19 protein-coding genes and 1 pseudogene are annotated in these 20,900 nt (G+C 50.5%); 6 read left to right on the forward strand and 14 right to left on the reverse strand.

Annotation, left to right across the window (positions count from 1 at the left end; genetic code table 11):
- Window positions 1–280: 280 nt before the first annotated feature.
- Together yedF and V8L73_RS08845 are read right to left on the reverse strand one after the other, a co-directional pair.
- Entirely contained in the window at window positions 281–520 is a 240-nt protein-coding gene (gene yedF / locus V8L73_RS08840) for a sulfurtransferase-like selenium metabolism protein YedF (protein WP_347254661.1), read from the reverse strand.
- Window positions 520–750 (reverse strand): annotated as a pseudogene (locus V8L73_RS08845) (hypothetical protein); the annotation flags it as partial. The pseudogene V8L73_RS08845 and the gene yedF, both read right to left, overlap by 1 nt.
- A 183-nt stretch (window positions 751–933) precedes the next feature.
- On the opposite strand from V8L73_RS08845, the gene V8L73_RS08850 reads away from it, so the two are divergent.
- The gene (locus V8L73_RS08850) at window positions 934–1,344 is read left to right on the forward strand and encodes a hypothetical protein (RefSeq protein WP_347254662.1); all 411 of its coding nucleotides are present in this window, start codon (window positions 934–936) and stop codon (window positions 1,342–1,344) included.
- 42 nt (window positions 1,345–1,386) lie between these two features.
- Complete coding sequence (locus V8L73_RS08855) at window positions 1,387–2,070, forward strand: hypothetical protein (RefSeq protein ID WP_347254663.1); 684 nt, start codon at window positions 1,387–1,389, stop codon at window positions 2,068–2,070.
- A 50-nt stretch (window positions 2,071–2,120) separates the two neighbouring features.
- Here the strand turns inward: V8L73_RS08855 and V8L73_RS08860 are convergent, their stop codons facing one another.
- Window positions 2,121–3,302: an MFS transporter gene (locus V8L73_RS08860; protein WP_347254664.1), complete on the reverse strand. Its 1,182-nt coding sequence runs from the start codon at window positions 3,300–3,302 to the stop codon at window positions 2,121–2,123.
- A gap of 200 nt (window positions 3,303–3,502) precedes the next feature.
- Here V8L73_RS08860 and V8L73_RS08865 point away from each other — a divergent pair, with 200 nt between their 5' ends.
- Complete coding sequence (locus V8L73_RS08865) at window positions 3,503–4,390, forward strand: LysR family transcriptional regulator (protein ID WP_347254665.1); 888 nt, start codon at window positions 3,503–3,505, stop codon at window positions 4,388–4,390.
- A 75-nt stretch (window positions 4,391–4,465) separates the two neighbouring features.
- Here V8L73_RS08865 and dsbB read toward each other — a convergent pair whose 3' ends face one another.
- The gene (dsbB, locus tag V8L73_RS08870; RefSeq protein ID WP_027273311.1) at window positions 4,466–4,993 is read right to left on the reverse strand and encodes a disulfide bond formation protein DsbB; all 528 of its coding nucleotides are present in this window, start codon (window positions 4,991–4,993) and stop codon (window positions 4,466–4,468) included.
- Between the two features lie 284 nt (window positions 4,994–5,277).
- Here dsbB and fadR point away from each other — a divergent pair, with 284 nt between their 5' ends.
- Window positions 5,278–5,997: a fatty acid metabolism transcriptional regulator FadR gene (gene fadR / locus V8L73_RS08875; RefSeq protein ID WP_027273310.1), complete on the forward strand. Its 720-nt coding sequence runs from the start codon at window positions 5,278–5,280 to the stop codon at window positions 5,995–5,997.
- A gap of 417 nt (window positions 5,998–6,414) precedes the next feature.
- On the opposite strand, the gene yegQ is transcribed toward fadR, so the two are convergent.
- Window positions 6,415–7,791, reverse strand: a complete 1,377-nt coding sequence (gene yegQ, locus V8L73_RS08880; RefSeq protein ID WP_261831031.1) for a tRNA 5-hydroxyuridine modification protein YegQ — start codon at window positions 7,789–7,791, stop codon at window positions 6,415–6,417.
- Between the two features lie 180 nt (window positions 7,792–7,971).
- On the opposite strand from yegQ, the gene V8L73_RS08885 reads away from it, so the two are divergent.
- Window positions 7,972–9,891: a hypothetical protein gene (locus tag V8L73_RS08885; protein ID WP_347254666.1), complete on the forward strand. Its 1,920-nt coding sequence runs from the start codon at window positions 7,972–7,974 to the stop codon at window positions 9,889–9,891.
- 9 nt (window positions 9,892–9,900) lie between these two features.
- Here the strand turns inward: V8L73_RS08885 and V8L73_RS08890 are convergent, their stop codons facing one another.
- From V8L73_RS08890 to V8L73_RS08915, 6 genes are all read right to left on the reverse strand, one after another.
- Window positions 9,901–10,905, reverse strand: coding sequence for a LacI family DNA-binding transcriptional regulator (locus V8L73_RS08890; protein WP_347254667.1), 1,005 nt, complete (start codon window positions 10,903–10,905; stop codon window positions 9,901–9,903).
- 154 nt (window positions 10,906–11,059) lie between these two features.
- Window positions 11,060–11,989, reverse strand: coding sequence for a dihydrodipicolinate synthase family protein (locus tag V8L73_RS08895; protein ID WP_027273306.1), 930 nt, complete (start codon window positions 11,987–11,989; stop codon window positions 11,060–11,062).
- Between the two features lie 20 nt (window positions 11,990–12,009).
- Window positions 12,010–12,969, reverse strand: a complete 960-nt coding sequence (locus V8L73_RS08900; protein ID WP_261831028.1) for a phosphoglycerate dehydrogenase — start codon at window positions 12,967–12,969, stop codon at window positions 12,010–12,012.
- A gap of 39 nt (window positions 12,970–13,008) precedes the next feature.
- Window positions 13,009–14,310 (reverse strand): TRAP transporter large permease, encoded by a 1,302-nt coding sequence (locus V8L73_RS08905; protein ID WP_347254668.1) that lies wholly within the window; start codon window positions 14,308–14,310, stop codon window positions 13,009–13,011.
- Window positions 14,311–14,319: 9 nt separating this feature from the next.
- Complete coding sequence (locus V8L73_RS08910; protein ID WP_051155548.1) at window positions 14,320–14,820, reverse strand: TRAP transporter small permease; 501 nt, start codon at window positions 14,818–14,820, stop codon at window positions 14,320–14,322.
- 76 nt (window positions 14,821–14,896) lie between these two features.
- The gene (locus tag V8L73_RS08915; RefSeq protein WP_036023121.1) at window positions 14,897–15,907 is read right to left on the reverse strand and encodes a TRAP transporter substrate-binding protein; all 1,011 of its coding nucleotides are present in this window, start codon (window positions 15,905–15,907) and stop codon (window positions 14,897–14,899) included.
- Window positions 15,908–16,433: 526 nt separating this feature from the next.
- On the opposite strand from V8L73_RS08915, the gene V8L73_RS08920 reads away from it, so the two are divergent.
- Window positions 16,434–17,609 carry an immunity 26/phosphotriesterase HocA family protein gene (locus V8L73_RS08920; RefSeq protein ID WP_347254669.1) on the forward strand — a complete coding sequence of 392 codons (1,176 nt, stop codon included), beginning with the start codon at window positions 16,434–16,436 and terminating at the stop codon, window positions 17,607–17,609.
- A gap of 191 nt (window positions 17,610–17,800) precedes the next feature.
- Here the strand turns inward: V8L73_RS08920 and V8L73_RS08925 are convergent, their stop codons facing one another.
- From V8L73_RS08925 to baeS, 3 genes are all read right to left on the reverse strand, one after another.
- The gene (locus V8L73_RS08925; protein ID WP_347254670.1) at window positions 17,801–18,694 is read right to left on the reverse strand and encodes a hypothetical protein; all 894 of its coding nucleotides are present in this window, start codon (window positions 18,692–18,694) and stop codon (window positions 17,801–17,803) included.
- A gap of 95 nt (window positions 18,695–18,789) precedes the next feature.
- Complete coding sequence (gene baeR / locus V8L73_RS08930) at window positions 18,790–19,497, reverse strand: two-component system response regulator BaeR (RefSeq protein WP_051155547.1); 708 nt, start codon at window positions 19,495–19,497, stop codon at window positions 18,790–18,792.
- Window positions 19,494–20,888 carry a two-component system sensor histidine kinase BaeS gene (baeS, locus tag V8L73_RS08935; protein WP_347254671.1) on the reverse strand — a complete coding sequence of 465 codons (1,395 nt, stop codon included), beginning with the start codon at window positions 20,886–20,888 and terminating at the stop codon, window positions 19,494–19,496. The genes baeR and baeS overlap by 4 nt, the downstream gene beginning before the upstream one ends.
- Window positions 20,889–20,900: the final 12 nt, after the last annotated feature.

A 20,900-nucleotide genomic window follows, 5' to 3' on the forward strand; every position in this document is an offset into this window, starting at 1 on the left:
AAATTCCATTTATCTGCAATGGTATAAATATAATTAAAACCTGAAGCGGGAGCTTTTTGAGAAAGATAACAGCTTTTATAAACGACGTCAGCCTGTTTTTTTACTTTATTGAAAATTAAATAAATATGTTAACGGTATGATTGTTTGTCATTGAAATTATTATTTTTATTGTTCTTGATGTTTTTTGTATTAATTCTATTTAAATAAGATTTTGTTAAGGTTTTTATGTTTGGAAATAAACCTCCCTCTATTTGTTATTTTAAATAAAGGGAGGAAATAATTAACGCTGAATTAAATAGCGAATAGTTGGGCCGTCCTGTTGAATATCCAACACGGTATAGCCGTGATTTTTCGCATCAAGCGGAATGTTATTAATTGATTGGGGGCAGTCGCTAACCACCTCAAGAATCTCTCCCGGTTTCAGAGAAGGCATTGCCTCTAACGTAGCAACGGCGGGATAAGGGCAGGGTTCGCCAACCATGTCCAGGCGATAGTCAGGAACGATCTCTTTTTTATTCATTACGCGCTCTCCTTAAGGGACACTAACGGCTGTGCTTTATTTAGGAAAAATCGTCTTTCCCACATAACAACCGAAAGAAATGCGGCCAACAGCATTAAATAGGTGACGAGCAGCCCGCCATAGGGGCCGAACGTTTCCAGCAAATTGATCTTATCGTAAGAGACGGCCAGCGACGGAGCCAGCACGTCCCAATAGTCGGCAAGGATCGTCGCACCGATAACGTTGCCCAGTTAGCTTAGGCGGTGTTTTTTGATTGCGCCTGCCGTTATCGCCAGCTTAAAATCCGTCGGCCAAGGCAAAGGTTTATTTTATTTAGTGTAAATACGAAGAGAAGATGAGCGACATAAGCCGCTTAGCGTAACGCTTCTCACCGCTATATTCCTAATTAGAAAGGTAGAATAGAAATAATGGTTATGGAAAGACCAACACTAGGACGCCGCGTTTTCTCTGAGGCTTTTTTGGGGCTGCGCAACGCTCAAATGCGCAGAAGGCCGTTTTTAATTTATCAATTGGCCTGCGTTGCCGCGCAGATAGCCTTAGCTTCTACTATTGTTTCTTTTTATGAAATACTGTCGCTTAAGGTTCTGTGTATTTTCCTCATTGTTGCGATCTTACTATTTTGGGTTTGGGTCAATACGCTAGCGAAAAGGTTTCGGGATATTGGTATGAAGTATGCACGGCTGCTTGCGTTGGCGCTTTGTGGCGCTGAGCATGTGGTCATCAATTATCTTATAGACAGCGGGCTTTGGGCGCGTATTTTTTCAATTCTGCTTATTTTAGCCATTGGGGCGATTCCCAGTAACTATGCCCGCAGGCATCAGTAGCGACAATAATTTGTAGGAATTTACTGTGTTAAGGAGATGCGCGTGCTGTCATTTTTTTCTTCGCTATTCGGTTCAAAAAAGCCCCGCTTGACGGACCTTACGTTAAATACCGAAGGCTGGGAGCTACACCATCAAAATGAAGCCAGCATTGCATGGTTCGCACCGCAGCGTGAAGCCGTGCGAATTCAGCTTTTCCCCGCCTGCGAATGGCCATTCTCCCTAAGCGACGTTGAGGCCGCGAAAGAGTATTGGCAACGCGAAACGGAACGTCTTTCTGGCGCGTTGATAGACATTGAAACGCTGAATATTCAGAAGGTTCCTGCGCTGCGGGCGATTTTTAAGTATCGGGATCCTACGCCAGGCTCACTGGGCATCTATTACGTCGGCATTATCTGGCTGCCGTTTAAGGACGCCCTGTTTCAAATTAACGTCGAAGACGTGGAGAGGGGAACTACCGGCGTTCGGGAGGCCATAGTTGCAAACCTTCTGCTCCACAAAGGGGAAATCGAATTCAATGAGGAAGAGCCGGAAATGCTGAACTCCGGTGAGGAACTTTTCGCGCGGCTGCGGGAAAGCAAACTGCATAGGATCCCCAGCGATGACAGACAGTACGATGAGGCGCTTCCCGAACATCCGTTGAGCCGCGTAAGGAAGCTGCTTGATTTTTGTGCGTCAGAGATCCAGCTATCGCGAAGCCTGCAAAAAACGACCCCGCTATCGGGTTAGCCTGTAGTGCCAAGCGCCCTGAGGTCGCTATCGACGACCTCAGGAATTCATCAGGCATGCGCTACCGCACGCGCCGCCTTCATTTGCCGTATATAAAGAATGCCTGCAATAACCACCAGCACGGCGCCCGCAAGATAAATAACGCGATATCCAGCGCCTTCAACGGTCATCCCCATGACAAACGCGCCAATGGCTAGCCCTGCATCCATCGCATTAAAGAACAGCGAATTGGCAACGCCGATTTTATGGTGCTCAACGGAGCTGATGATCTGCGTTTGAAACACCGGCGTGACTGAGCCGTAGCCAATGCCTATGAGCGCGCCGGAAATTACCATCGTCATATTGTCGTGCGCATATCCCAACAGCGCCAGCCCGACCGTAAAGGCAATCAGGCAGGGGTAGATAACGTACTTAGGCCCTTTTTTATCGCAGATATGACCGGTAAACAGGCGGCAGAACATCAGCAGCGCGGCGTAGCACAGCAGGAAGTTACTCGCAGCCTCCATCAGGTTTAACTCTCTGGCATACAGCGCGAGAAAGGCGGATACGCCGGAATATGAGAACGTCATAAAAAAGGTCACGATAGCGAACGGCATAGCGGCGCGATCGAACATGGCGCTAAAGCTGATTTTAGGGGCCGCGCCGTGTTCATTCTCCGCGGCGGAATGCAGCAGAGGAACGCGCATAATGAGCGCTAAAACAATGCCGATAGCGCTAACGGCCGTGCACAGCATAAATGCGAAAGAGAATGCGCCTGTGCGCGCCATGTTTAGGCCAATCCAAGGGCCCACAACCATCGCCAGCCCCATCGCCAGAGAGAAAAAGCTGATCCCTTCACCTCGACGAGATAGGGGAATAAGCCGGGCGGAGATGGTTCCCTTAACCGTCGTGAGAACGCCAAACGTTATGCCATGAAGTACGCGAATAAATAGAAGCGTTTCGATGCTGGTGCAAAAAGGATATAGCGCCGTAACGATCAGAAAAGCAAAAGAGGAAATAACCAGAATTTTTTTATTTGAATATTTTCCTACCCACAGTCCGGAAAAAGGGCGAATGGCAATCGCTGCAATTAAAAACAGCGTCACCAGCAAACCCGCTTTATCCGCCGTGGCGTGCAGCCTGTCTGATATATAGATAGGCAATAGCGTTAAGAGAATATAAAACACGAAGAAAATAATGAAGCTGATGACCGTAATGGCCCAAAAATCTTTTGTCCACAGTTTGTCTTTCATAATAGCCTGTCTAAACGGAGAGCAGGTCCGCTTTCATCCCGAGAACTTTTGGGCGTAACAGGGGGAAGTACGCTTATTAAATATCTATGAATAAATCGAAACCATGCATCATTTTGTGATTTAAATAACGGAAAAATTCTAGTCCCTCACTCAGTATTAGTAAAATTAATCATTTTAATAAATATCATTAGTTATTCATTATGACATTGACGCAAATGAACGTGCTTATTGCCGTACTGGAGTACGCTAGCTTTACGGAAGCGGGGAGGCGGTTACATATGACGCAGTCCGCCGTCAGCCAGGCCGTCCTGGCTATGGAGGATGAGCTCGGCGTGGCGATCCTGACGCGTGAAAAGGGTAAGCCGCTGCGCCTTACGGCGTTCGGAGAGCGCATCGTTGCCCACGTTCGTACCGTTATGCAGGAAGTGGCGACGATCCGCGAACTGGCCGAACAGGAAAAAGAAGCGCCCAGCAGAACGCTTAGCGTAGGCTGTTTTCCCAGCGTGTGCTCACGCATTTTGCCTCAGGTTGTTCGTTACTTTGAGACGCACCACCCAAAAATCAAAATTACTCTCTATGAGGCCAACAGCGTAGAGATTATGAGCGCGCTCCAGCGGCAGGAGATTGACGCCGGATTTGTTCACTTCCCCGTCAACGATATGAGCAGCACGCTTGTTTATAAGGACCGATTCACCGTCGTCGTGCCTGACTCACATCCGTTTGCCGAACGTTCCGCAGTCAGCGTAGAGGAGTTAAGCAAAGAGCCGCTGATAGTCAGCAAGGGGCGCTATGAGCTGAGCATTATGACGCTGTTTAAGGAAAGGAACGTCATACCCAACGTTCAGTACGAATTTAACCACCCCAGCACGGCGCTAAGCTTTATTCGTCAAGGATTGGGGATCGCGCTGCTGCCGGGGCTGGCGCTCAATTCGCTGGCAGCCGATATGCGCGCTATTGCGCTCGAGCCCGCGTTTTACCGAGACATCACGCTGGTGACGTCAGAACAGCCGGTTGAGAACAGTCCCGTATGCTGCTTGCTACGCTGCATCGAGGCGTTGAAAATGCAAGAAAGCCTGGAGGCGCAGTAGGCTGTGAGTGAAGCGCTTGGTCGTTGGATAAGACAACGGCGCCATTGGCGCCGTTACATAAAAGATTGTGACTAGTTAAGAAAAATAGCGTCTTTTCGGTTTAACGAACTGGGCGAGAACGACCAGCAGAGCGATTAACAGGTAAACGCCGAAAATGATCAGCAGCCACTGGGGCATTTCCATCGACAGGAAGGACCACTGCTTTTCCGAGCAGTCGCCGTTAGCGACAAATACCGACGGGATCCATTTATCCAGAGGTAGCCAGGAAGGGAAGCTGACGAAGAAATCGCACACGTTCATTGGTGAAGGGTAAAGCTGCATCATGGTGTGCTTCCAGGTCAGCAAAACGCCTTCGATTGCGCTGTAAATCCAAACGATAATGGCCAGATAGCGAAGCACCGTCGACGATGGCGCAATCATACCGATGAGAGCTGCGCCCAAAATGCCGAACAGAGCACAGCGTTCATAAATACAAAGGACGCAGGGGCGAAGCAGCATGACGTGCTGAAAATAAAGGGCGACACCCTCAAAAATAATAACGCTGAGAGCCAGCAGAAACCACGCGCCGCGCCCTTTAGAACAGCCATTCAGAAAAGATAACATGATTCCTTCACTTTATTGCGTTTGTGCAATTGTTCATGCGGCCTAGTGTAAACCAGATTTATACTAAAACCATCTTTCAAATGTCATTTATGTTAAAGAATTATCGTTCCTGTCTGAAACTATGGTCGCTAATGTACCGTTTTAGCGAGAGCCTTTTCAAAAAAACATATTTTTGTAATCCAATCCACAGTTTGTTCCAAAGGCTTCTATTGCCGCTATGTCCGGCTATAGGCTTCTGATATGATGCAGCCTATCTATGTGTACCCTGATGGAATAACGCTTTTATGGTGATTAAAGCGCAGAGCCCGGCTGGATTTGCGGAAGAGTATTTAATTGAAAGCATCTGGAACAATCGCTTTCCACCCGGTTCTATTCTTCCCGCTGAACGGGAGCTGTCCGAACTGATTGGCGTAACTCGAACCACGCTGCGAGAAGTACTTCAGCGCTTGGCCAGAGACGGTTGGTTGACGATTCAACACGGTAAGCCGACGCGAGTGAACAATTTTTGGGAAACGTCCAGCCTGAGCCTGCTGGAGACGCTGGCGCGCCTGGACCACGACAGCGTTCCCCAATTGATGGACAACCTGCTGGCGGTAAGAACCAATATCGCCGCTATTTTCATCCGCGCGGCGGTGCGCCAAAACCCGGAAAAGGCGCAAGAAGTGCTGGCGCTGGCGGATTTGTCGGAAGAGCGGCCGGAAAGCTTTACCGAGCTTGATTACAATATTTTCCGCGGACTGGCGTTTGCCTCCGGCAATCCTATTTACGGCCTGATCTTAAACGGCATCAAGGGGCTGTATATGCGCGTGGGGCGTCACTATTTCGCCAACCCGGAAGCAAGGCAGCTGGCGCTGAATTTTTACCGTCGCCTGGCGGATATCAGTCGAGAAAAACTGCACGATCAGGTGATGGAATGCGTTCGCCACTACGGTAAGGCAAGCGGCGTTATTTGGCAGAAAATGCAGCACTCGATCCGCGAAGAACATCTCCAAGGCAGCCGCTAAGCGCCTTTCCGCTCCCCACTTTCTTTATTCTTTTCGGTCTGCGTGGCTTAACGCAGACCGAAATTATCAAAAATATGTTTGCCAGCAATAGGGTAAATATCAAGCATTGCCCACGCTCAACGTTAGACGTATCGAATTAAATTTTAAGAAAATTCTCTGATGGGGAATAGGGGGCTGAAAAGCACAAGCGGAGTTTCTATACCCCGTTTCTATACCCCCTTAAAAAAAGAAACCAGCCCAAGGGAGATTGGACTGGTAAGGAGGTGGTTTCTATTAAACAGATAATAGGAACACATCTAGTTATTAATCTTTAGGACTGCGATGTTAGTCTATTTTTTTCCTCATAGATGTGATCGGTTTCTAAAAATTTACACATCATGACGTTTTTTTACTCACTCAGCTTGCGGAAACGCCGTTTTATGCATTGTTGGATGCACTGTGGGGATTGCGCGTGTCGTTTCCGTCACCGAGATTACGCATCAACAAAGCATACTCAAGGCTGACGTCGTCAGGCACCGGCAGATAAACCAGATGCCCGTTTCCCGGCGCGACGTCGGTCGCTTCACCCTTGCGATTTAGCATTTCCTTAATCACAAAGTGAACGTTGCCCTGCGGCGTCATCATCTCAACGCTGTCGCCGACGGAAAACTTGTTTTTCACCTCAACGGCCGCCATGCCGTCACGACGCTCTCCGGTAAATTCGCCGACGAACTGCTGACGGTCGGACACCGAATAGCCGTAGTCATAGTTTTGGTATTCATCGTGTACGTGGCGACGCAGAAAGCCTTCGGTGTAGCCGCGGTGGGCGAGGGACTCAAGCGTCGTTAACAGCGAGTCGTCAAACGGCTTGCCGGCGACGGCGTCGTCGATAGCGCGGCGATATACCTGAGCCGTACGCGCACAGTAGTAGAACGACTTGGTTCTGCCTTCAATTTTCAGCGAATGTACGCCAAGCTCGGTCAGGCGGGCGACGTGCTGAATGGCGCGCAAATCCTTGGAGTTCATGATGTAGGTACCGTGCTCGTCTTCAAAGGCGCTCATGTACTCGCCCGGGCGCATGGACTCTTCCAGCATAAACACTTTATCCGTCGGTTCGCCTGCGCCGAGGGTCGGCTCCACGTTTTTCACCGCAATCGGCTCATGAATATGAACGATGTTGCCGACGTCGTCCTCTTTGCCTTCCTGAACCTTATACTCCCAACGGCAGGCGTTGGTACAGGTGCCCTGATTGGGATCTCGCTTGTTGATATAGCCGGAAAGCAGGCAGCGGCCGGAATAGGCCATGCAAAGCGCACCGTGAACAAAAACTTCCAGCTCGATGTCGGGCACCTGCTGGCGGATCTCTGCGATCTCGTCCAAAGACAGCTCGCGCGAAAGAATGATGCGGGTCAGCCCCATTTGCTTCCAAAACTTGACCGTCGCCCAGTTGACGGCGTTGGCCTGAACGGACAGGTGAACGTCCATATGGGGGAAGGCTTCGCGCACCATCATGATGAGCCCGGGATCGGACATGATCAGCGCGTCGGGCCCCATTTCCACTACCGGCGTCAGGTCGCGAATAAAGGTTTTCAGCTTGGCGTTATGGGGCGCGATATTCACTACCACGTAAAACTTTTTGCCCAGCGCATGGGCTTCATTAATGCCCAACTGAAGGTTCTGGTGGTTGAATTCGTTGTTACGCACTCGAAGGCTATAGCGCGGCTGGCCGGCATACACTGCGTCTGCGCCGTAAGCAAAGGCATAGCGCATATTTTTCAGCGTACCGGCCGGAGAAAGAAGTTCCGGTTTAAACATAGGTTATCTCTGTATTGTCTGATCGCAGGTCAGAGCCGCGCGGGACATAGCCCTTTGGCGCGACTTTGGGAACGTTTTCCCAAGGCGGGGATTGTAGACTGCTAAAATCATGATAGCAATCATTGACGCTCTATAATGATAAGGGCAATTATTAGGTACTCTTTTTTACGGAATGTAGTTATGAAAACGTCCCCTTTACTGCTGTGCGTTCTTTTGGGCGCCTTCAGCCTTTCCGGCTATGCAAAAGAAGCAACCTATGGCGAATCGATGGTGCAGCAGTGGCTGAATGAAGAAGGCAGCCCCGATATGAGCAGCGCAGAAAAAGAGAAGCAGCGCCTGTCATATCTAAGCTGGCGGGCAGACATTGACGCCGCGGTAGAGCAGGGGCGAAAAGGGGAGCTATCGAACGCGCTGAGGCTGGCCCAGCGCGCGCGCCAAACGGCGGATTCGATGCCCGCTTTCAACATGTATGAGTATCAGCATACCATTGAGCTGATACTGTATCTGTTGGAAAAGCAGCATAAGTTCTCTGAGGCCAGCCAGCTGGCGGAAGAGTTTGCCAACAAGCCCTGGGGCGTTGTCGCTTCCGAGCCTGACAAGTGGCTGAATATTGCTATTTCCGATGCCTCCAATGCCGGGCGGATTAACGACGTCTATCGGCTTCAGATGCAGATGTTTCTCCAGTCTCGGGCCTGGCCTCAAATATGGACCATAGATGAACAAACTCACCGGCTCGACTACTCGTTGGCGAAGATGAGTTTTCCCCTCGTTCAGGACGGATGGGTGTTGGCGAGCTTCGATCCGGCTGACGAACGCTGCGACAGGGCCGAGATAACCTATATTCGCGACAGAGGGCTGGATAGCGCCGCGATGCTGAGCTTTTCCGTTTCATATCGTGAACCGGACTATCGCGATCCGGACGATCCGCCGCAGGGTGGCCCATCCTTTGCGCAGAAGAACCTCGACCATTGGCTGGACTACCAAACGAAATCTGATAAGGAGGCGATAAATAATTCGCTTCCGACGCTGAGTTTTCCGCAGGCCGTATCGGCAAGAACGTCGAAGGTATTGCCAGGAAACGATGAACATCCCGCTGACGTTCGCGCACGCTGGGCCGTGGCGCGAGGGGAGTGGATGCTGGAAGCGCAGGTTAACGTCTACGAAGATAAAGTGTCGGCGATGACGCCCAAGATTGAAAAGCTGTTCGCCGCGCTGACGTGGGACGACGCCCCCAAACTGTACGGGAAAATGACGATGAAAGAACGTCTGGATAAACTGTCGCCCAGCAGCCTGCGTATGGGGGATTCTCCATGGGAGGAGGTTATCGAACAGGCGACGCAGGCATTAAATGACGCCAAATTTCCCTATGAGCTGGTACAGCTTTACGGCGCGCTGGGTATCGCTCAGTATCGGATGAACGATCTGCAAAAAGCCAGCCAATCGCTGAACAGCATGATGGAGATGCAGAAGTACAGCCACAACGGCGATTACAGCGTTTATGATACCGCTTTGAAATACGTTGCGGATGTCGCCTGGAGCGAAGGGCGAACTGAGCGGGGGAAAGAGCTTGATAAGGCGGTGGTGACGTCCGGATTTTTTGGCCGATACTGGGCGTTCACGCAGGACAATACCGCCGTCGTCAGCAAAACGTACGACCTGACCCTGCCTGTGAGGATCGGTGACTTTCATCTGGAAGCGGACGGTGAAACGCAATTCTATTATCACAATTTGAAAACCGGCCAACTGGTATCGCTGGAAATTGAAAAAAGGCCGAAAGCCTCAACCTCAACGCCGCAGTTTGGCGAACAGCTGCAACAATATTTGAACCGAAGGTTTTCGACCGTGGAAACGGGTAAAGCTTCTCCCATAACGTTGGCTGAGGGATCATTCGCCAAGGCGGGAACCGCGTGGTCGTTCAAAGTGGTGAACAATGAATATGTCGACGGTCTCTACTTGGTGGCCGTTCAGCGAGGCGAGCAGTTAATGCTGCTGCGCAGCGCCTCTCAAAAGAAATATCCAGAGAATCAGCGGGGCTCGAAGGCGTTTATCGAGAAGTTCGTCTGGAAATCGGCTGATTTATCCCAACCGCTGGCTAGGTAACGCGCGCGTTTAGGGCAAGGGCGACATCAGCGTCGCCCTGCATACCTGAAGGCCAAACTTCGGACGGCCGGCAATCTGCTCTTCCATCGCGTTGAACGCGTTAGCCGCCAGCGCCTCCTTATCTTGGCGCATAGACCATACGCGGTTGGTTAAAAAGCTCAGCATCACGTACTCATCGAAGGTGCCAATATTCATTTCCGGAGGAATTGCGCCGAGCCGATTTTTAACGGCAAAAAGCGCGCCTTCCATCACCGTCAGCGAAGAGGCGATAAGCGCCTTTGGCGTACAACCGTGTCGATCGATAAAGGCATTCATCATCAGTTCCCCGTCGTCGATGGCGTCATAGGGGCTACAGGAAATGAGGTCGTCTTCCCGGCGCTTTTCGACAGACGTTATTGCCTGACGGTAGCCCTCCATGCGAGCAACGATGGTCGGCAGCGTTGGATTGCCGGCGAAGAAGTGAACGGGCGAAGGCTGCTGCCTGAGCATGGCGTCGGTTAGCGTAAAGCCGGCGTCGAGGTTGTCCGTCACGATAGCAGCAATGTTTGGCAGCGTGCTGCCGAAGTCGCGGTCGAGAAACACCAGCGGCTTTTTTCGATGCTTTACGTGGTGTTCCTGACTTTTTTTAGACGTCGGCGCAATGAATATGCCGTCAACGTTGCGTTCTTCCAGCGCTTTTACCAACCGGTTCTCGTAGGCCTCGTCGCCATAAGTGCAGCTGGTCATGAGCTGATAGCCCTCCTGACGACAGCGCGTCTCCAGCTTTTCCGACAGCTTGGCGAAAAAAGGGTTGGACAGTCTGGGAACGACAAGCCCCAGCGTGTAGGTTTTTTTCATTCTCAGGCTGCGAGCCGTGTAGTTCAGCGTATAGCCATGCTCTGCGACGTAGTCTTCAACCTTTTTTTGGGTAGCCGGACTGATGCGATATTGTTCCGCTTTGTTGGTCAACACCAGACGAACCGTGGTGATAGAGACGTTAAGAGCCTGCGCGATTTCTTCAGCGGTTTTAGCCATAGCGCTAGTGAACCTTTTGATGAGGAAACGAGAACGGCGCGTAATAAAAACGCACGAAAGCGGTCATTCTGAAGGAGTTTGGCGAAAGAAACAATCGATGAAAACGATTCGCGCGCGGCGTGGAAAACCCGCGCGCGAATGAACATTCAAGCGATCAGGGCCTCAGTCCGACTTTACGCTGATAGTCTTCCGTGCCTTCGCGGATCTGATCCAGAATAACGCTGAGCGCCCACTGGGTTTCCAACACGTCATCTGCGGTCACCCGGCAGTGTGTGCTTTTGAAAATGCCCAGACGCTGTTGATAAATTTTGGCATTTTTGGGATAGCCGCATTTCTCAACCAGCGCAGACAGCGAAAGAAAGCGGGCTACTTCGTCGGCTAACGCTGAACGGCGGCTTCCCTGTGACTGCAGCCATACGTAAAGTTCAGGATGCACGTTGGCCATTACGCCGCAAAATCCGCGCGCGCCTGCTAACATCGCGGGATAGGCGATAGCCGCATTGGCGTTGACGATGCTTAGCGGCGTATTTTTTGTCAGCGACAGGCGGCGTTGAACGGTCGCCAGATCGCAGCTAACGTCTTTTATCACCACAAAGCGCCCGCTGTTGGCGCAAAACGTCAGCTCTTCATCCGTCAACAGGCGGCGATAGGGGGCCGGGCACTCGTAAAGCCCCAGCGGAAGCTCTGGCGGCAGCGTATCCAACAGCGCCCGCAGATTGGATAAAAAGACCTCTGTTCCCTCGTTTTTAGGATCCAGATGGTTGGTCACTAAAACCAAGGCGTCCGGGCCGGTTTGCGCCACGGCCAGCAGCTCGCGCTTCTGGTCTTCCAGCTCGTCGCTGATGTGGCCGGAAGAGATAACCGGCACGCGCCCGTTGACCTGTTTTATCACGTAGCGGGAAAGTTCCACGCGCTCTTCCAAAGAGAGATAAATCATCTCGCTGGACTGGCAGACGGCAAACAGCGCGTCAATACCGCTGGCGATATACCATTCAATAAGGCGATCCAGACTGGGGTAGTCGATTTTATTATCCGGGGTAAAGGGGGTCAGCATAACCGGAATAATGCCGTTAATAGTCTTCATGAAGTCTCCTGTTGCTTATTTCAATTTAATAAATTCTTGGGTTCTCGCCCGTTGAACACGTCCAGAATCGCCTGTGCGGTCAAAAGTCCGATATCGTGATAGGTTTTATAGGTTTCTGCGGCGGTGTGGGGCGTAGTGATGACGTTGTCGAGCGTAAATAGCGGATTGCCTTTTTGCGTTGGTTCAGCCTCGTAAACGTCGATTGCCGCCCCGGAAAGCCTGCCGGAGGTAAGCGCACGGTAGAGCGCGGCCTCATCCACCAGCGCGCCTCTGGCGGTATTGATGAAATAGCTTCCGGGCTTCATCATGCTGAAGGCGTCGTCATTCATAAAATGGTAGGTCTCTTTCAGGCTGGGGAGCAGCAGAATGACGACGTCGGAGGTGCGCAAGATCTCCTCTTTATCGCAAATTGTGACGTTGAGCGCCCGCGCGGCCTCAAGGTTGGGATACTTGTCGTAGGCCGATACGTCAACATCAAAACCCATCAGCTTTTTCGCCACGCAGCGGGCGATGTTGCCAAAGCCCAGCAGGCCGACCTTTCTGTTTATCAGCTCGTCACCGACGAAGCGATCCCATTGCCCTTGCTGCGTGGTTTGATAAAGCTGAGGGATGTTGCGCATGGCGGATATCAACAGTCCGATGGTTAATTCCGCTACGGCGTTGGCATTCATACCCGCAGCGTTGGTGACCTTGATGTTGGCTTTTGAAGCATCTTCAAGATTAATATTGTCAACGCCGACGCCAAAACGACAAATTGCCTTCAGCCTGGGCGTCAGGCTAAATATGCTGCTGTTCCAGTCGTCAACGCCGGCTACCACGGCGTCGGCCTGCGGTGCGAACTCTTGCAGTTCGGAAAACGTCATCGGGCGCCCGAACGGGTTCTCAATAATTTCACAGCCGTGTTCTTCAAGCAGCTTTTTCCCCGCAGCGCACAGCCGCGAGTAGTTTGTTGCGGTTACTAACACCTTTTTCTTTTCCATATTTTCCTCGTCAGAGATTAACTAAAAACGATTCCATCGCTATGAATTCAGTACGGACGGCAAATAAAGAGAAATAGCCGGGATATAGCTGATGAGCGCCAGCGCCAGCAGCATGACCAACAGGAAGGGGAATATGGCCTTAATCACTCGGGCTATGGGGATTTCACTAATATTGCTGGCGACAAACAGGTTGATGCCGAGCGGCGGCGTACAAAAACCGATGGCTAGATTGCAAGTTAAGATGACGCCGAAGTGGACGGGATTGACGCCGAAGCCGACCATAACCGGCAGCAGGATGGGCGTCAGGATAATAATGGCGGCAATGGTGTCCATAAACATGCCGACGACCAGCAGCATCAGGTTGATAAGTAAAATAACCGTCCACTTATCGTTGGAAAGAGACGTAATGAATTCAGCGACCTGATTGGGCACCTGTTCAATGGTCAACAGCTTGCCGAAGGGGCTTGCCATGACCACCATGATAAGACAGCAAACGGAAGTGACGCTGGTGCGGGTCAGAATGTCCGGCATGTCTGACCATTTAAGCTCTTTATAAATAAACAGGCTGACGAACAGCGCATAGGCGACGGTAACGCCAGCGGCTTCGGTCGGCGTGAATATGCCGCCGTAGATGCCGCCGAGAATGATGATAGGCACCAGGAGCGCCCACCAGCTGCTGTTGGCGATGCCGCCAGCGATGGGCGGCGCTTCTTCTTTTATTCCCTGCGTCAGCTCCCGATCGTTTTTCTGATGGCGCAACAAGTAGCGCGACAGAAGGGCATAAAACAGCGCGAAAAGAATGCCGGGCACGATGCCGGCCAGAAACAGCGCGCCGATGGATTCGCTGGCGGTCACGCCGTAAATGATGAAGGGAATCGACGGCGGGATCATTACGCCCAGCGTGCCGGAGGCCGCGGTGACGGCGGTGGAAAAGGTCGGGTCGTAGCCATACTTCTTCATCTCGGGGATCATGTTGCTGCCAATGGCGGCGACGGTCGCCGGAGAAGAGCCGGAAATAGCCGCGAAGATCATACTGGCCAGCACGTTAACGTAGGCCAGCCCGGCTTTTACGCTGCCAACTACGCGCGCGGCGGAGGCGATGATCCTGCGCGACAGCCCGCCGGTCTGCATAATTTCGCCTACCAGTACAAACATAGGGATGGCGATAAGCGGAAAGTTGTTGCCGCCCATGACCGCGCTTTTCGTCAGCAGCGCCATACCGCCGGGCGCGCCGGGAACAAAATAGATGACGATAAAGGTGGCTATTCCCATGCATACGCCGATGGGATAGTTCAGAACCAGAAGGATCAGGAAAACGGAAAAAAGAACTAACGTAACCATGATGTCCCCTTAATGTTTATTAAAACGCCCGATATCCAGAACGGCGTTTTGAAACAGGCGAAATGAGGAAAGCAGGGCGCCTAAAGGCATCGAGGCGTAAAGCCAAAACATGCTGACGTTCTGTTTGTCGATAGGCCAGGCAAGGACGACGGAAGACTGGCGAAGCACCAGCGGGGACGTGGCCTGCTTATAGCTGTAGTAGCAAAGAAAGATGAAAAAGACGGCCATGGATAATTGAGTGAATATGGCGATGCCTTTTCTGATTTTGTCTGGGAACAGATCGACGATAAGCGGAATGCTAACGTGCTTTTTTAATTTAAAGCCGTAACTAATTCCAATCCAGATAAACCAAACAAAAAGCCAGCGGATAAACTCTTCAGACCAGGCCAGGGAGGATTGAAATACGTAGCGCATAACGACCTGAATAATGATAAATGCGCTCATCAGGCCCAGCGTTAATATTAATAATCCTTTTTCGAGGTTCTCGTTAATATAGTAAATAATTTTCATAACGCGTTTTCCGGCAATGGGATGCCCGCCTTCCTGTTTCAGAAGGCAGGTGAGGGTCGGGTTTTATATGCCTTATCTACTGCTTATTAGCGTGATATGCCTTAATGCTGCTCTCCAGCTTGTCCCAGTTTTCCTGGCCGATGGATTTAATCATCTGAGGACGAACCTCATTGACCTTCTCTTTGAATGCGGCGATTTGCTCTGGCGACAGCGAATTGACTTTAAGCCCAGCCTTTTCCAGAAAAGCGACGTAGCCGTCTTCTTCCTGCTTAATTAACTCCTGTTGATAGGCCATGGCGGATTTCATCGCATCTTTAATCAGCGTTTGGTATTTTTCCGGCAGCGAGTTGTATTTATTCAGGCCGATTAATACGACGTCGGTGCTATAAACGATATTGGCCAGAGAAACGTATTTCTGCACTTCATAAAAGCGGCTGGTGACAATTTGGCTTAGCGGGTTGTCCTGCCCGTCGACTACGCCCTGTTGCAGGGCCGAATAGAGCTCGCCGAACGCCATGGGAGTCGGGTTTGCGCCCATGTGACGATAGGCGAGAATGTGGGAGTCTATCTGCATGGTGCGTATTTTCAGGTTTTTCAGATCGTCGGGCTTATAAATCGGCCCGCGGTTATTGGTTATCTGGCGAAAGCCGTTTTCCGCCACGGCCAGTCCTTTAAGCTCCAGGGGTTCAAGCTTGCTAAACAGATATTGACCAAAGTCGCCGTTGAGCACGCTCAGCGCCTCTTCGCGGCTGGTGAAGACGTAGGGCATTTCGGTAATGCCGAACGCTTTATCCCAGTTGGCCAACAGGCTCATTGATTGGGAGGTCATGTCCAGCGTACCGGTTTGGACGTATTCGAGCTGTTCGAGGCTGTTGCCCATTTGGTCCGCCGGGAAGATTTGAACGTCTATCTCGCCGTTCGACCCTTTTTTAACCTCGTCGGCAAATTTTTCCCACGCTTTGTGCATATGAAAAGAGGTTTGGGCGCTGTGCCCGACTTTGAGCGTATATTGCGCGGCAAGAGCGGCAGAGGTGCAGGTAAGCCCGCAGGCTAAGGTTAGGGTAAAGAGGAGTTTGTTCGCTTTCATAGAGTGGTCCCTTTTATGTTGGTTATAAACCGGTTCCCCTTGATAGGCAGAGAGGTATAAAGGCGATATTTTTTGTTTTTCTATGTGCTAATTCGAATTAGCAGGTTACTTGAAGCAAAGTGAAAGACTAGGGGTTTTTATCAGGAATGTGATTTTTGTCGGAAATAATTTGTGTTTTATGGCGCCATGTTTAAATGAATATTATGTTTATTAATGGGTTATGGTTTTTTCATGGGGGATAAAAAATTATTGAAGCGTTCTGTGAACGAAGAGGGAGGTTATTGTTGTCCAGATATTAATTCAGCACAGAAATGGTATGTTTCATAATTAGCGTTTTAAGAATGTCCAACTGAGCGTCTGTTTCCTGCGGGCGGTGATATGGTATCATTGTTGTCTGTCGCCCATGCCAGCTTTTGCCACGGCGGATAGTGAAGTGTCCGTCAGGCCTACCGTCAGCAACCCGCGATATGTTGAGTGTTAGCCGTGAGGACAGATAGCAAGTAAATTAATAACGATTGAGATATAAATGGGAAAATTATTATTTGAGCTAACAAACGAGCAGAGAAAATATTTAGGACTTATTCCTGTAGAAGAACATTGGGAATTAGTAAGGTTGAACGATATGTATCTCTATTTCGACAATGACGTTATTCGCAAGAAAATTGTGGCAACCAATAATAGTTACATAGAGCAAGAGCTTTGCGAAAAAACATCTGAAAACAGGACGATACTACTTCCTAAAACAGCAAGAGGAAAGCCAAAGAAATTAAATTTCACAGCAACGCAATCATTTAGCCCGTTTGGCGTGTATTTCAATTTTTTGTCAACCGGTTATATTTCTATTGCAAACTACACAACACAAACTACTTTTTTCTCGGGAAATCTTGGCAAGGATAAAACCATTGAAGATTTAAAAAAATGGATAGATCAATGGATTGCAGAAACAACCGAAGAAGACTTATCTGAAATTGAATCATTTAAATCAGCCAAACGCCAACATTGTAAATTTAAAGAGGGCGATTTTTTTATTTTCAAAATTGGGCGCAGGAATTGGGGTTTTGGACGGATATTAATAGATATTGCCAAATTGAGAAAAGACAAAAATTTCAGGCTAAAGAAGAATTACGGGTTGGACAACTTCATGGGTAAGGCTTTGATTGTAAAAATATATCATAAAATAGCTGATACCCAATGTATTAATTTGAATGAATTATCCAACTGCACGGCCTTACCAGCCCAACCTATTATGGATAATCACTTTTACTATGGAGAGAACAAAATAATTGGACATAAAGAACTAAATTTGAATGATTACAGCGATATGCTTATTTCCTATGGTAGAAGTATTAGCTCAAAAGACAGAGAGACGGTTTACTTGCAATATGGATTAATATTTAAAGAAGCTAACATTTCAAAATTTGATAAATACCTTGTGGAAAACGAAAAAAACCAATATGGGTATTATGAAGAAAACCCATATAGGAACGAGAGTATTGGTTTTGGATTAGATATTGAAAAATTAGAGCAATGTATAGCAGAAAAATCAAATCAACCATATTGGAATAGCAATCATCATTATAAAATTAAGAACGATTTACGAAACCCTAAAAATATATCCATTAAGAGAGAAATTTTCAGCGCCTTTGGACTTGATGCAGATAAAAGTTATGCCGAAAATTTGAAGCTAATAAAATCGAATTAAAATGTTGCTCATTCAGCTGCACACACGCTTCCAGCGGGCGGCGATGCGGTAACATCACCCTTTGTCACCCGCGCCATCTTTTGTCTGGACGAGCAGCGAAGCGTCCGCAATTGACGACGCGGAGTGAAAGCAGATTCAGGCTTGCCGCGAATAGCGGCAGTGAGAAGCCCGCAAAGTAACGACATCTCCCATTACTCTGTTCCTGCCAACACCGTTTCTTTATTTATTGCCTCGTCATCCCAATAGCTAAAGGTAGATCGAAAAGCACTCTTCCTTTGAACGGCATAGTTAGGAAACAGCTCAATTTCATCGGAGACGGCTCTGGTACAGTCGTTATGGGAGTTCCATTCCGTACAGTCGCTTTTTTTGCTGCCGAAGTAGAACGATGACACGCTGATTTCGAGCGAACTGTCCTGACGCCCCTGTTTGTCGTACAGATAAATAATATGGGAGTTGGGGCTGGTGAATGAAAACGGCATGCCGCTGCCGTTGTAGAAAAAACGATTATCACCGCCGTCCGAGCCGAGCAGGGTTACGTTAGCAATACGCTTTGCGCTGTCTAACAGATAGCTGCCACGCGTTTCACCACTTTCGATTTTTTCTTTGCTGCCGGCGGTATAGTTTTCTATTGATCCGACGATAAGCCCGTTAGCGTCGGTGCGATAGCGGGTTGTCCCTTCGCGCGCGAATGCCAGCACCCGCTGTTTGGCAAAGATGTTATACATAGTGACGCTGTAACTATTTAGCCAGCCGTCGTCCATTTTCGTCAGGCCGTATTCCGAATCCAGAATAAAGCGCTGCTCGTTTTTTACCAGCTGATAGTGCATGTCGAGGATCTGGCCGCAGCGGTCATAGTTAAAGACCGAATAAAAGGCAGAGCCGGTGTCATCGCTTTCGGTGTAGGTCTCAACGCGCTTGACGGGCGTTGTATAGGGGTAACTTAAAAGAATAAGGTGGTTATTGGCGTTGACGCTTTCGCTGATTGCGCAGCCCTCTGAGGGCGCTGCAAGCGCATTCTGCGCACAGAACGCAGCGGTAACGCTAAGAAAGACCGCCGCAGCGGCGCTCTTTGATTGATATTTCATTCGACAGTGGACTCCATTGTCTTTCCTTGTATTAGGCCGTATTCCTTCAATTATGGGCGACATTGCGCATAAATCACTAAGGAATATAGCCTGGACTATCCCTCAAAACGGTATCCTAATCCGTAAACGGAGCGAATAAAGACCCGTTCTGCGTCCAACGTTTCCAACTTGCGGCGCAGGTTTTTTATATGACTGTCGACGGTGCGGTCGGTAACGACGCGGTAGTCATCATACAGATTATTTAGCAGAGATTCACGGGTCAGCACCTGTCCGGGATTGGCCATAAGCGCCTTAAGCAGTCGGAACTCAGCGGCGGTGAGGTCAAGCTGAAGTTCGCGATAGGACACCCGAAACTGCGTCTCGTCAAGCCTCAGGGCGTCGTCCTGAGCCGATAGCGGGCGGGGCGTCGTATAGCTGCGTTTGAGCAGCGCCTTAACTCTGGCGACCACCTCTCTGGGGCTGTAGGGCTTGCACACGTAGTCGTCAGCGCCGATTTCAAGCCCGGAAAGCCGGTCCAGCTCTTCGGTTTTCGCCGTCACCATAATAACGGGCACGTCGGAAAAGAGGCGAATTTCGCGGCAGAGGGTCATACCGTCGACGCCGGGCAGCATCAGGTCCAGAAGAATGAGCGAAGGCGGAAAACGGCGAACGTGCTCAACCACTTCGCCGCCGTGGGTTAACAGCTGCGTCTGATAGCCGGCCGCCTGCAGGTAGTCGACCAGCAGGCGCCCAAGCTTGGGTTCGTCTTCAACGATGAGGATGGGGGGCAGGCCGCCTTCGGCCAGTTCGCTTTTTTCTGTCATCGTACCGCTGCGCTCGCCGTAGAAATGAGAGGTAAGGTTACCGCAATTTCCAGTCCGCCTAAAGGGGAATGCGCTGCGCTAATGCGCCCGTCATGTGCGTTTACGATATTCCAACAGATAGAAAGCCCAAGCCCTGAGCCGCCGCTGGTGCGGTTGCGCGAGAGTTCGGTACGATAAAAGCGTTCAAAGATTTGCGTCATCTGCTCGTCCGTCACGCCGGGCGCGGAGTCCTGCCAGCGGATTAACAGGTTTTCTTTCTCTATATCGGCCGAAACGATAAGCTGCCCGCCGGGCTCGGTATCGGTATAGCGCAGGCTGTTTTCCAGCAGGTTATTGAACAGCTGGGCAAGCCTGTCGGGATCGCCGAAGATAACCGCTTTTGGCGGCAGGCAGGTCTCGATATCCAGGCCCTTTTGCTCAAAGCGCCCCCGATAGATAGCCAACGACTGTTCGAGAACGTCGATAACGTTTAGCGGCGCTTTCTTATAGCTCAGCGCGCCGAGGTCGGAAAGAGAGAGCTGGTGAAGATCGTTAACCAGCTTCGTCAGCGCGCTGACCTCCGCCTGAAGCGACTGAAGCGACGTTGGCGTTAGCTGGCGGACGCCGTCTTCCATGGCCTCAAGCTCACCCTGCAGGACGGCCAGCGGCGTTCTCAATTCGTGAGACACGTCGGCGATGAAGGCGCGCCGCATAGACTCGTTTTTCTCAAGCGTATGGGCAAGCAGGTTAAAGTCGTTGGCAAGCGTACCCAGTTCATCCTTGCTGGCGACGGCGACCCGGGCGCTGAAGTCGCCGGCGGCAAGCTTATGGGTGGCGTTGACCAGCGTTTTTACGCGAGAAAGCAGGCTGCGGGATACCAGCAGCGTCATCAGGGCAGCCAAAAAGGTGGACAGCGCGACTAAAATCCAGCTGGTGCGGCTTTGCTGCAAAGAGAAGTTGATATCGGCCTGCCGGGTTAGCTTTTCGCTGGGAACGGCGACGATCCAGCCGATGATTTTACCGTCGAGAGTAATGGCGGTGCGCGTCGCTTCGTTCGGCACGGGGTGGGACGAGCCGGAGATCAAGCGATCGTGAGTGTCGAACACCCAAAAGGGAACGCGCCATCCGGGCGGGGGCGGCATGTCTTCATGGCCGTCGTTTTGGTCAAAAGAGCGAAGGAGGCGGTAGAGCTGTTTCTCGTTATAGCGAAGGAAGTCCCAGTTTCCCTCAATGCGATAGCGCTCGGCCAGAGAGTTCGCCAGCAGGTTAAAGCGCTGTTCGTTAGAGTGGCGAATATAGTCGGTAAATCCCCGCTCAAAGCTTAAGCGTGCGCCCCAGTTCATGGTAACGATAACGAGCATACAGGTCGCCAAAATGGCGAGAAAGAGCTTACCGGTAATGCCTATTTTCATCTCTCGGCTTCT

Origin of the sequence: Leminorella grimontii (genome assembly GCF_039789245.1) — a bacterium.
GTDB lineage: Bacteria > Pseudomonadota > Gammaproteobacteria > Enterobacterales > Enterobacteriaceae > Leminorella > Leminorella grimontii.

Bases quoted from the DNA above. Each gene is read 5' to 3' on its own strand.
- yedF (WP_347254661.1), bottom strand. From the start codon at position 520: ATGAATAAAAAAGAGATCGTTCCTGACTATCGCCTGGACATGGTTGGC.
- V8L73_RS08850 (WP_347254662.1), top strand. From the start codon at position 934: ATGGAAAGACCAACACTAGGACGCCGCGTTTTCTCTGAGGCTTTTTTG.
- V8L73_RS08860 (WP_347254664.1), bottom strand. From the start codon at position 3,302: ATGAAAGACAAACTGTGGACAAAAGATTTTTGGGCCATTACGGTCATC.
- V8L73_RS08865 (WP_347254665.1), top strand. From the start codon at position 3,503: ATGACATTGACGCAAATGAACGTGCTTATTGCCGTACTGGAGTACGCT.
- dsbB (WP_027273311.1), bottom strand. From the start codon at position 4,993: ATGTTATCTTTTCTGAATGGCTGTTCTAAAGGGCGCGGCGCGTGGTTT.
- fadR (WP_027273310.1), top strand. From the start codon at position 5,278: ATGGTGATTAAAGCGCAGAGCCCGGCTGGATTTGCGGAAGAGTATTTA.
- yegQ (WP_261831031.1), bottom strand. From the start codon at position 7,791: ATGTTTAAACCGGAACTTCTTTCTCCGGCCGGTACGCTGAAAAATATG.
- V8L73_RS08885 (WP_347254666.1), top strand. From the start codon at position 7,972: ATGAAAACGTCCCCTTTACTGCTGTGCGTTCTTTTGGGCGCCTTCAGC.
- V8L73_RS08890 (WP_347254667.1), bottom strand. From the start codon at position 10,905: ATGGCTAAAACCGCTGAAGAAATCGCGCAGGCTCTTAACGTCTCTATC.
- V8L73_RS08895 (WP_027273306.1), bottom strand. From the start codon at position 11,989: ATGAAGACTATTAACGGCATTATTCCGGTTATGCTGACCCCCTTTACC.
- V8L73_RS08900 (WP_261831028.1), bottom strand. From the start codon at position 12,969: ATGGAAAAGAAAAAGGTGTTAGTAACCGCAACAAACTACTCGCGGCTG.
- V8L73_RS08905 (WP_347254668.1), bottom strand. From the start codon at position 14,310: ATGGTTACGTTAGTTCTTTTTTCCGTTTTCCTGATCCTTCTGGTTCTG.
- V8L73_RS08910 (WP_051155548.1), bottom strand. From the start codon at position 14,820: ATGAAAATTATTTACTATATTAACGAGAACCTCGAAAAAGGATTATTA.
- V8L73_RS08915 (WP_036023121.1), bottom strand. From the start codon at position 15,907: ATGAAAGCGAACAAACTCCTCTTTACCCTAACCTTAGCCTGCGGGCTT.
- V8L73_RS08920 (WP_347254669.1), top strand. From the start codon at position 16,434: ATGGGAAAATTATTATTTGAGCTAACAAACGAGCAGAGAAAATATTTA.
- V8L73_RS08925 (WP_347254670.1), bottom strand. From the start codon at position 18,694: ATGAAATATCAATCAAAGAGCGCCGCTGCGGCGGTCTTTCTTAGCGTT.
- baeR (WP_051155547.1), bottom strand. From the start codon at position 19,497: ATGACAGAAAAAAGCGAACTGGCCGAAGGCGGCCTGCCCCCCATCCTC.
- baeS (WP_347254671.1), bottom strand. From the start codon at position 20,888: ATGAAAATAGGCATTACCGGTAAGCTCTTTCTCGCCATTTTGGCGACC.